Below are 9,943 nucleotides of genomic sequence, written 5' to 3'. Positions count from 1 at the left end.
TTTGCCTGGCGGCACTAGCGCGGTGGTCCCACCTGACCCCATGCCGAACTCAGAAGTGAAACGCCGTAGCGCCGATGGTAGTGTGGGGTCTCCCCATGCGAGAGTAGGGAACTGCCAGGCATCAAATTAGAAGTATGGCATTAACTTTCGGGGCAGTTCACTACTCGACAGAGAGTAGGACAAAAGCGAAAGCTTTTGAACGTTGCGAAGCAACGGCCCGAAGGGTGAATCACGAAGTGATTCATAAACTGCCAGGCATCAAATTAAGCAGTAAACTGATGTAAAAATCAGTGGTTGTAAAAGAATTCGGTGGAGCGGTAGTTCAGTTGGTTAGAATACCTGCCTGTCACGCAGGGGGTCGCGGGTTCGAGTCCCGTCCGTTCCGCCACTTATTAAGAGCCCCGAGCATTAGCTCAGGGCTTTTTCTTTGCATATCATTTAATTATTGCTCAATTCGCAAAAATCCTCTGCATTTCTCGCTCTTTTTCTACAAAGCGCTGAAGGTCATAATCCCCTCAGTTAACGAACATAGTGATTAAAAAGAGGAATTCTATGACTATCCCTGCATTCGGTTTAGGTACTTTTCGCCTGAAAGACGACGTGGTTATCGCTTCTGTTAAAACGGCGCTTGAACTGGGCTACCGTGCTGTCGACACTGCGCAAATCTATGATAATGAAGCGGCTGTTGGACAGGCGATTGCTGAGAGCGGTGTACCGCGTAATGAGCTGTATATCACCACCAAGATCTGGATTGAAAACCTTAGCAAAGACAAGCTAATCCCAAGCCTGAAAGAGAGCCTGAAAAAACTGCGTACCGATTATGTCGATCTGACGCTGATCCACTGGCCATCTCCGGGTGATGCCGTGTCTGTCGAAGAATTTATGCAGGCATTGCTTGAAGCTAAAAAACAAGGGCTGACTCGCGAAATTGGCATTTCAAACTTCACCATTCCGTTGATGGAAAAGGCTATTGCCGCGGTGGGCGCAGACAATATCGCCACCAACCAGATTGAGCTATCTCCGTATCTGCAGAATCGTAAGGTGGTTGACTGGGCGAAAGCGCACGGTATCCACATCACCTCTTATATGACGCTGGCATACGGTAAGGCGCTGAAAGATGAAGTGATTGCGCGCATTGCGGCTAAACATAATGCGACCCCGGCGCAGGTTATTCTGGCATGGGCAATGGGTGAAGGTTACTCCGTGATCCCTTCATCCACCAGGCGTGAAAATCTGGCAAGCAACCTGCTGGCGCAGGATCTGCATCTGGATGCCGAAGATAAAAATGCGATCGCGGCACTGGACTGCAACGATCGTCTGGTTAGCCCGGAAGGACTGGCTCCTGCCTGGGATTAATTACCCGATCCTTTGTACCTTTACCCCTCTTTCACAGCTCCTGCGGGAGCTGTTCTTATATATTCGCTCAAAAAGTCGATAAATGCCCGAATACGTGTGCTGACGGCGCGATCGCTGTAGTAAACGGCGCTGAAAGGCATTTCTACCGGCAGACGTTTATCGGCCAGCAGTTCCACCAGTTCTCCCCGCGCGATCTCTTTATCAATCATATAATCTGAAAGACATGCAATGCCGTTACCGTTCAGGCAAAGTTGTTTTAACGTTTCCCCGCTATTGGAAGAAATCCCACATTTGATCTCATGGAGCTGCCCGTCGCTACAGGCAATCGGCCAGGTATTGAGCGAAACAGGTTCTGAGAACCCCAGACACAGATGCCGTTTCAACTCTTCAACGGTCTCAGGCTTGCCAAAGCGGGCAATATAATCCGGCGAGGCGATAATCTTGCGATAGCTGGTAAATAACGGGCGCGCGCGCAGACTTGAATCTGTCAACGTGCCTGCGCGTATCGCAACATCCACTTTTCGTTCAATAAGATTGATGAACGTTTCTGAGGAGACAAGAGACAACGTTATTTCCGGATACCGTTCACGAAAAGGTTTAATCAGCGGCATCAGGAAATGCAGCATTACCGGCGTTGCCGCATCGATACGCAGTAAGCCGCGCGGGGTATTACGCGACTCCATGATTTCCGTTTCTGCGGCGGCCATTTCTTGCAGTATCTGCTGCACGCGCCTGAAGTATCGCTCTCCTTCTTCAGTCAGGCTCAGCTGTCGGGTCGTACGATTAAGCAGACTGACGCCGAGCTTCATCTCCAGCTTTTTAACTGCCCGGCTGACAGCGGAATTGGCCTGTCCAAGCTGCTCTGCCGCCCGGCTGAAGCTGCCGCTTTCCACGACAGCGACAAAAATTGCGAGTTCTTCGGAGGTGGCTTTCATTTTTGCTCCTGAAGCAAAATTAAATTGATATTTTGGCTATTTTTGTCATTAAAACATCCAGGCATACTGCGTGTCATCTGATTACTGCTGTTATGGAGTTATGTATGCCTCTCGCTTTATTTGCACTGACAATAAGTGCTTTCGCTATCGGTACGACTGAGTTTGTGATTGTCGGCCTGGTGCCGACCATTGCTCAACAACTGGCTATCTCGTTACCTTCCGCCGGAATGCTGGTTTCAATCTATGCGCTGGGTGTGGCTATTGGCGCGCCGGTGCTAACCGCGCTGACCGGACGCCTGCCGCGTAAACAGTTACTGGTCGCGCTGATGGTCTTGTTTACGGCGGGGAATTTGCTGGCATGGCAGGCACCGGGCTATATGACATTAATCGTCGCCCGTCTGCTGACGGGCCTGGCGCACGGCGTGTTCTTCTCGATTGGATCTACCATCGCGACAAGTCTGGTGCCAAAAGAGAAAGCGGCTTCTGCGATCGCTATTATGTTTGGTGGTTTAACGGTAGCGCTGGTCACGGGCGTGCCGCTGGGAACATTTATCGGTCAGCATTTTGGCTGGCGTGAGACCTTCCTTGCGGTATCACTGTTAGGCGTGATTGCGCTGATGAGCAGTCAATTGCTGATTCCGGCCAATATTCCCGGTCGGGCGGCCGCCAGCATTCGTGACCAGGTGAAAGTACTGACTCATCCTCGTCTGTTGCTGATTTACGCCGTTACGGCGCTGGGCTACGGCGGGGTATTCACGGCATTCACCTTCCTGGCGCCAATGATGCAGGATCTGGCGGGATTCTCCCCGGCAGCGGTAAGCTGGATCTTACTGGGGTATGGCGTATCAGTGGCTATCGGCAATATCTGGGGCGGTAAACTGGCTGATAAGCATGGTGCCGTGCCGGCGCTGAAATTCATTTTCGCCGCGCTGTTTGTTCTGCTTATGGTCTTCCAGGTGACGGCCTCCACGCAGTATGCTGCGCTGGCTACCATCCTAGTGATGGGGGGCTTTGCCTTCGGTAACGTACCGGGGTTGCAGGTCTACGTGGTACAGAAAGCGGAACAATTCACGCCTAATGCGGTAGATGTGGCGTCAGGTCTGAACATTGCGGCGTTTAACATTGGTATTGCGCTGGGCTCCGTGATTGGCGGGCAAACGGTGGAGCATTACGGTTTGGCGCAGACGCCGTGGATTGGCGCCCTCATTGTTCTGGTGGCTTTCCTGCTGATGGGTGTCAGCGGACGTCTTGATAAACCTGTACGCATTGCTCTGGAGTAAATTATTGATGTAAGCGCCTACTTACAAAACAAACTGCAATTGTTCGTTGAAAGTGAGTGCTAAAATCCCTATAACAGAAGAACCAGTCCGGTTGAGGACTGGTTGACGTTACAGAGGTTTGAAAGTCAAAAGTGCGAAAAAACACCTATGCGATGCGCTATGTTGCCGGACAGCCCGCCGAGCGGATTTTGCCGCCAGGGTCGTTTGCGAGCATTGGCCAGGCATTGCCCGCCGGGGAACCGCTAAGCAATGAAGAGCGGATCCGTATCCTCGTGTGGAATATATTCAAGCAGCAGCGAGCCGAATGGTTATCGGTGCTGAAGAACTACGGCAAAGATGCGCATCTGGTCCTGTTGCAGGAGGCACAGACGACGCCTGAACTGGTACAGTTTGCCACCGCTAACTATCTTGCCGCCGACCAGGTTCCCGCTTTTGTACTACCTCAGCATCCGTCTGGCGTCATGACGCTTTCTGCCGCCCATCCTGTTTACTGCTGCCCTTTACGGGAAAGAGAACCGATTTTACGTTTGGCGAAATCAGCCCTGGTGACGGTATATCCCTTGCCGGATACCCGTTTATTAATGGTAGTAAATGTTCATGCGGTAAATTTTAGTCTGGGCGTGGACGTATACAGTAAGCAGTTACTTCCGATCGGCGACCAGATTGCGCACCATAGCGGCCCTGTCATTATGGCGGGTGATTTTAATGCCTGGAGCCGCCCACGTATGAATGCGTTGTACCGCTTTGCACGTGAGATGTCGCTGCGCCAGGTGCGTTTCACTGACGATCAGCGCCGTCGTGCGTTTGGACGACCGCTGGATTTTGTTTTTTATCGTGGGTTAAACGTGAATGAAGCCTCCGTACTGGTGACGCGCGCTTCCGATCACAATCCGCTACTCGTTGAATTCAGTCCCGGCAAACCTGAGCAATAAAGGTGCGTCAGGTCTGCCGTGGGGCAGGCCTATGCGGGTGCTGCCCTCTACTTTTCTCATAACAGAAGGGCACTACCATGACAACGCATTCCCACCATGACAATGTTGAAAAGCAGTTTGGTTCACAGGCGAACGCCTATTTACATAGCGCCGTTCACGCAGCGGGTCGTGACTTAGCGCGGCTGGCGCAAAGGTTGTCTGATTTTTCCCACGCGAGCGTACTGGATATGGGATGTGGGGCTGGACACGCGAGTTTTGTCGCTGCGCAACATGCCAACTCGGTCGTGGCATACGATTTATCCGCCAGCATGCTTGAGGTTGTCGCTGGAGCGGCGGAAGAAAGACATTTAAGTAATATTACTCTCCGGCAAGGCTATGCCGAAAAACTGCCCTTTGAAGATGCATCGTTTGAGGTGGTGATTAGCCGCTATTCCGCGCATCACTGGCACGACGTTGGTCAGGCATTGCGTGAGGTTTATCGTGTATTAAAACCCGGCGGCGTGCTGATTATCATGGATGTCATGTCGCCTGGACATCCTGTACGCGATATCTGGCTGCAAACGGTGGAGGCGTTACGCGACACGTCGCATGTCCGTAATTATTCCAGTGGTGAATGGCTGGCGATGGTCAATAATGCGATGCTGGTAACGAATACCGTGATAACCGATCGTTTATCGCTGGAGTTTCGCTCATGGGTAACGCGGATGCGTACGCCAGCGCCGTTGGTTGAGGCGATTCGATTATATCAGGCGAGTGCCCCGGTAGAGGTGAAGCGTTATTTTGAGTTGCAGGATGACGGTTCGTTTAGCAGCGATACTATCATGCTGGAAGCGCATAAAGCGGTATAGCAATTTAAAAGGCGCCGGGGGAAGCGGCGCCTTTTGGCTTTTTCGTCGGACAATATCAGGAGTCTGGCGTGCTATTGTCCTTCACAAACAACGTAAGCTGATCGCCCGGTTGTAGATTATCCGTATCATGGTTCCAGCGCATCACATCTTTGATATTCACCCCGTGACGTCTGGCGATACTGGAAAGCGAATCGCCTTTACGGACACGATAGGTAATGCTATCGCTATTGTTTGCCAGTCGTTGCGCGCTGCTGCCAGCGCCTACGGTCAGGCTTTGCCCGATTTTCAGGCGTGAACCACGCAGGTTGTTCCACTGCTGCAAGTCCTTCGTGCTTACGCCAAGCCGCGAAGCAATACCGGAAAGCGTATCGCCAGAGCGCACCTTATAGCTACGGCTATTCAACGGCGTATTGTCGGCGATCAGTTGGGACTGAACGGCGTCAATCTCACCGGAAGCCAGCGACTCACGCAACTGCTCGGCATGCTTTTTGGGCACCATAACATATTGCGGACCGCTTACGCCTAAGGTAGACCCTTTTACACCGGCATTAAACGTCTTCAGCTTGCTGATAGACATGCCCGCCATATCCGCAACCTGGGCCATTTCAACTGGACTGTTTAAACGAACTCGTGCCAGCGCTCGGCTTTCATCTGTTGTTGGCAGACGTACGCCGTAGCGTTTGCTGTTTTTGAGAATTTCACTCAATGCCAGCATCTTAGGTACGTAGAGTTTTGTTTCTCTGGGCAAAGAAAGCGACCAGAAATCCGTCGGTTTTCCACGCGCTTTGTTTGCTTTAATTGCCCGCATAACACGGCCTTCGCCGCTGTTATACGCTGCAACGGTTAACAGCCAGTCGCCGTCAAACATTTTGTTCAGACGCTGCATCATGTCTAACGCGGCGGTCGTAGAGGCTACAACATCGCGACGCGCGTCATAATTACGGGTCTGCTTTAAACCATAATTGCGCCCTGTGCTCGGTATGATCTGCCAGATGCCTGCGGCATTGGCGCCAGACGTTGCGTGAGGATCAAAAGCGCTCTCCACTATGGGTAGTAGTACCAGCTCCATAGGCATGTTACGTTTCTTAACCTGCCCCGCTATCCAGTACATATACGGCTCTGCCCGTAAAGTTACATCGTGGAGATAGCTCTTATTGCGTAAATACTTCTGTTTCTGTTCGCGAATCCGGCTGTTTTCCGGAATTCCCATCTTTAGCTCGTCGCCAATGAAAGCCCACAAGTCCTGATCTGGCGCGATAGACGTTCCGTCGTCCATCCATCGTGCCTGACTCGTAAACTTTCCTGCTTCCCCTTGACCAGCTGCAGAAAGGCTCTGTGCGTGCTGTTGGACGTTGCCAGTGTTCTGAGACGTCTGGCACCCCACAAGCAGGACAGAGGCGAGTAATATCGCTTTTGCCTTCATGTGTGTGTCAATAGTTGCTTAAAAGACGACCGATCATAACGGCGAAGTTAGCGAATGACAAGTAAGAATTATCAGAACGTGTCTTTCTTTGACCTTAACCATGCAAAACGCGCTTCTGGTTGTTGCAATATTGTTTCTTTGTTTATTTCGTTAATTAAATCAATATCTTCAGTTCTTAAAAAAAGATTAATCTTACGCTCATTTTTAAGAATAACGGGTAATGTCATTTGTTTTTTTACACGTAACTCTTTAACTTTACGATAATATTCATTTATGAACGAATCGTGCGGAAGTATGCTCAATGCGAACTTAATGTTAGCTAAAGTGTATTCGTGAGCGCAGCAAATGAGCGTGTCGTCAGGCAGAGAATTAATTTTCATAAGTGACTGATACATCTGTGATGGCGTGCCTTCAAACAGTCGACCACAGCCGCCAGAAAACAGCGTGTCGCCGCAGAATAAGTAAGGGTGGCTAAAGTAACAGACGTGTCCTAACGTGTGACCCGGCGTGGCAAAAAGAGTAAATTTCTCGCCTAAAACGCGAATAGTATCGCCATCGCCAACAAGATGGGTTGCTCCCTTGTCTTGCGTTTCCGCCGGTCCATAAACCGTCATTTGCGGGAAGTGTTGCAACAGCTCTTTGACTCCGCCAACATGGTCGTGATGGTGATGCGTCAGAAAAATCGCCTCCGGCATCCACTTATGTTCAGCAATGGCCTTTAAGACGGGTGCCGCTTCGCCGGGATCAACAATCACACAGCGGCCTTCATCATTGGTCAGCACCCAGATGTAATTGTCCTGAAACGCGGGAATACTGTTAAGATTCATATATTACCTCTCAAATAATTAGCGGAAGGTTGCGATGAAACCGGCAAGGCTCTCTCAAACTGTCGTTGCGCCCGGATGTTGGGGTGAGTTGCCCTGGGGCAATTACTACCGTGAGGCGCTGGAACAGCAGCTAAATCCGTGGTTTGCAAAAATGTATGGTTTCCATTTGCTTAAAATCGGTAATTTAAGCGCAGAAATCAATTCCGAAGCGTGCGCGGTCTCCCATCAAGTGAATGTTTCATCGCAGGGCTCACCGATGCAGGTTCTGGCCGATCCGCTACACCTTCCTTTTGCAGATAAATCCGTCGATGTTTGTCTGCTGGCGCATACTTTGCCGTGGTGTACCGACCCGCACCGTTTATTGCGGGAAGCCGACCGCGTATTGATTGATGACGGTTGGCTGGTCATCAGTGGATTTAACCCGCTGAGTTTGATGGGGTTACGTAAACTGGTACCCGTTTTACGTAAAACACCGCCCTATAATAGTCGGATGTTTACCCTTATGCGGCAACTGGACTGGCTGTCTTTACTCAATTTTGAAGTGCTACATTATAGCCGTTTTCATGTCTTACCCTGGAAAAAGCAGGGAGGGCGGCTTTTAAATACGCATATCCCGGCGCTGGGCTGTTTACAGCTTATTGTGGCCCGTAAGCGGACCATTCCGCTTACGCTTAATCCGCTGCGACATAATAAAAGTAAAACCCCTATCCGCCAGACCGTTGGCGCCACCCGGCAATATCGCAAACCGGATGGCTAAGCTTCCGCCTGGTAGCCACTATCTTCCTGCGTGGGATTCATTGCCGCGGCGCGCGCCAGTTCATCACAACGCTCGTTTTCGGGATGGCCTGCATGGCCTTTGACCCATACCCATTTGATCTGATGCTGACCTAACGCAGCATCGAGACGTTTCCAGAGATCGACATTTTTTACGGGTTTCTTTTCCGCTGTTTTCCAGCCGCGTTTCTTCCAGTTATGAATCCATTGGGTAATTCCTTGCCGCACATATTGGCTGTCGGTGCTCAATGTTACTTCGCAATGTTCTTTTAACGCTTCAAGCGCGACGATCGCCGCCATCAGTTCCATACGGTTATTGGTGGTCAGCGTGTAACCTTCACTAAACGTTTTTTCATGACCGCGATAGCGTAAGATAGCGCCATAACCACCAGGCCCTGGATTCCCCAGGCAAGAGCCATCGGTGAAAATTTCTACCTGTTTAAGCATCTCTGGTAGACTTCCTGTAATTGAAATCGATAACAAAACGCAAGTCTGACATAAATGACCGATATGAGCACTGTAATTACACGACAGATTGTCCTCGATACCGAAACCACCGGTATGAATCAGATAGGCGCGCACTATGAAGGTCACAAGATTATTGAGATCGGTGCGGTTGAGGTGATAAACCGTCGTCTGACCGGCAACAATTTTCATGTTTACCTGAAGCCCGATCGCCTTGTCGATCCAGAGGCGTTTGGCGTACACGGTATTGCCGATGAGTTTCTGCTGGATAAGCCGGTTTTTGCTGATGTGGTCGATGAGTTTCTTGATTATATCCGCGGCGCGGAGCTGGTCATCCATAACGCATCGTTCGATATCGGCTTTATGGATTATGAGTTTGGTCTGCTTAAACGCGATATTCCTAAAACCAATACTTTCTGCAAAGTTACCGATAGCCTGGCGTTGGCGCGGAAAATGTTCCCCGGCAAGCGTAACAGCCTTGATGCGCTGTGTTCACGTTATGAGATAGATAATAGCAAACGTACTTTGCACGGCGCATTGCTCGATGCCCAGATCCTTGCCGAAGTGTATCTGGCGATGACGGGCGGGCAAACGTCCATGACGTTTGCGATGGAAGGAGAGACGCAACGGCAGCAAGGTGAAGCGACCATTCAGCGAATCGTTCGCCAGGCCAGCCGGTTACGGGTCGTTTTTGCCTCTGAGGAAGAGCTGGCTGCGCATGAATCGCGGCTTGATCTGGTGCAGAAAAAGGGCGGAAGTTGCCTTTGGCGGGCGTAATTTATTCCTTTTTAGGCTATAAAAATCATCCTTCGGGCGATTTTTGCAGCAACTGATTCAAAAGGTGAGAAAAAGCGTTGACGGGCGACACCGCAAACCGTAATATTCGCCTCGTTCCCAGCGGGAACATCACGGAGCGGTAGTTCAGTTGGTTAGAATACCTGCCTGTCACGCAGGGGGTCGCGGGTTCGAGTCCCGTCCGTTCCGCCAGATACAAATCTCAGGGTGTTTTTATACATCCTGTGAAGTAAAAAAAACCGTATCACTGTAAAAGGGATACGGTTTTTTTTCGTCTTCAAGAAGTTCCACCGCCTATCGTGGAATCT

The 9,943-nt window shown here is 50.7% G+C and carries 10 protein-coding genes, 2 tRNA genes and 1 rRNA gene; 9 read left to right on the top strand and 4 right to left on the bottom strand.

Annotated elements, in window-relative coordinates:
- Nucleotides 1-4: 4 nt before the first annotated feature.
- From rrf to dkgB, 3 genes are all read left to right on the top strand, one after another.
- Nucleotides 5-120, top strand: a 5S ribosomal RNA gene (rrf, locus tag J4613_RS20010).
- A 191-nt stretch (nt 121-311) separates the two neighbouring features.
- A tRNA-Asp gene (locus tag J4613_RS20005) sits at nt 312-388 on the top strand.
- 164 nt (nt 389-552) lie between these two features.
- Nucleotides 553-1,356, top strand: a complete 804-nt coding sequence (dkgB, locus tag J4613_RS20000) for a 2,5-didehydrogluconate reductase DkgB (protein ID WP_000154871.1) — start codon at nt 553-555, stop codon at nt 1,354-1,356.
- A 20-nt stretch (nt 1,357-1,376) separates the two neighbouring features.
- Here the strand turns inward: dkgB and yafC are convergent, their stop codons facing one another.
- Nucleotides 1,377-2,291, bottom strand: coding sequence for a DNA-binding transcriptional regulator YafC (gene yafC, locus J4613_RS19995; protein ID WP_000648534.1), 915 nt, complete (start codon nt 2,289-2,291; stop codon nt 1,377-1,379).
- A gap of 104 nt (nt 2,292-2,395) precedes the next feature.
- On the opposite strand from yafC, the gene J4613_RS19990 reads away from it, so the two are divergent.
- From J4613_RS19990 to J4613_RS19980, 3 genes are all read left to right on the top strand, one after another.
- Nucleotides 2,396-3,571, top strand: coding sequence for an MFS transporter (locus J4613_RS19990; RefSeq protein WP_111742448.1), 1,176 nt, complete (start codon nt 2,396-2,398; stop codon nt 3,569-3,571).
- Nucleotides 3,572-3,702: 131 nt separating this feature from the next.
- Nucleotides 3,703-4,503: an endonuclease/exonuclease/phosphatase family protein gene (locus J4613_RS19985; RefSeq protein WP_001230968.1), complete on the top strand. Its 801-nt coding sequence runs from the start codon at nt 3,703-3,705 to the stop codon at nt 4,501-4,503.
- A 77-nt stretch (nt 4,504-4,580) separates the two neighbouring features.
- Complete coding sequence (locus J4613_RS19980) at nt 4,581-5,351, top strand: class I SAM-dependent methyltransferase (RefSeq protein ID WP_000207225.1); 771 nt, start codon at nt 4,581-4,583, stop codon at nt 5,349-5,351.
- A 55-nt stretch (nt 5,352-5,406) separates the two neighbouring features.
- Here J4613_RS19980 and mltD read toward each other — a convergent pair whose 3' ends face one another.
- Nucleotides 5,407-6,774, bottom strand: a complete 1,368-nt coding sequence (mltD, locus tag J4613_RS19975; protein WP_000644706.1) for a murein transglycosylase D — start codon at nt 6,772-6,774, stop codon at nt 5,407-5,409.
- A 71-nt stretch (nt 6,775-6,845) separates the two neighbouring features.
- A complete protein-coding gene (gloB, locus tag J4613_RS19970) occupies nt 6,846-7,601 on the bottom strand; it encodes a hydroxyacylglutathione hydrolase (protein ID WP_001052773.1) in 756 nt (251 codons plus the stop codon).
- Nucleotides 7,602-7,635: 34 nt separating this feature from the next.
- On the opposite strand from gloB, the gene J4613_RS19965 reads away from it, so the two are divergent.
- Complete coding sequence (locus J4613_RS19965; RefSeq protein WP_000801238.1) at nt 7,636-8,358, top strand: class I SAM-dependent methyltransferase; 723 nt, start codon at nt 7,636-7,638, stop codon at nt 8,356-8,358.
- Here the strand turns inward: J4613_RS19965 and rnhA are convergent.
- Nucleotides 8,355-8,822: a ribonuclease HI gene (gene rnhA, locus J4613_RS19960; protein WP_000917872.1), complete on the bottom strand. Its 468-nt coding sequence runs from the start codon at nt 8,820-8,822 to the stop codon at nt 8,355-8,357. The genes J4613_RS19965 and rnhA overlap by 4 nt on opposite strands.
- A gap of 63 nt (nt 8,823-8,885) precedes the next feature.
- Between rnhA and dnaQ the strand changes: the two genes are divergently transcribed.
- Together dnaQ and J4613_RS19950 are read left to right on the top strand one after the other, a co-directional pair.
- The gene (dnaQ, locus tag J4613_RS19955; RefSeq protein ID WP_111742551.1) at nt 8,886-9,617 is read left to right on the top strand and encodes a DNA polymerase III subunit epsilon; all 732 of its coding nucleotides are present in this window, start codon (nt 8,886-8,888) and stop codon (nt 9,615-9,617) included.
- Nucleotides 9,618-9,750: 133 nt separating this feature from the next.
- Nucleotides 9,751-9,827: transfer RNA gene (locus J4613_RS19950), tRNA-Asp, on the top strand.
- Nucleotides 9,828-9,943 lie beyond the last annotated feature (116 nt).

Origin of the sequence: Salmonella sp. 32020114201800008SM (assembly GCF_017572025.1) — a bacterium.
Taxonomy (GTDB): Bacteria; Pseudomonadota; Gammaproteobacteria; order Enterobacterales; family Enterobacteriaceae; genus Salmonella; species Salmonella enterica.
Note: the sequence above shows the minus strand (reverse complement) of the source record. Positions and strands in the feature narration are given on the sequence as shown.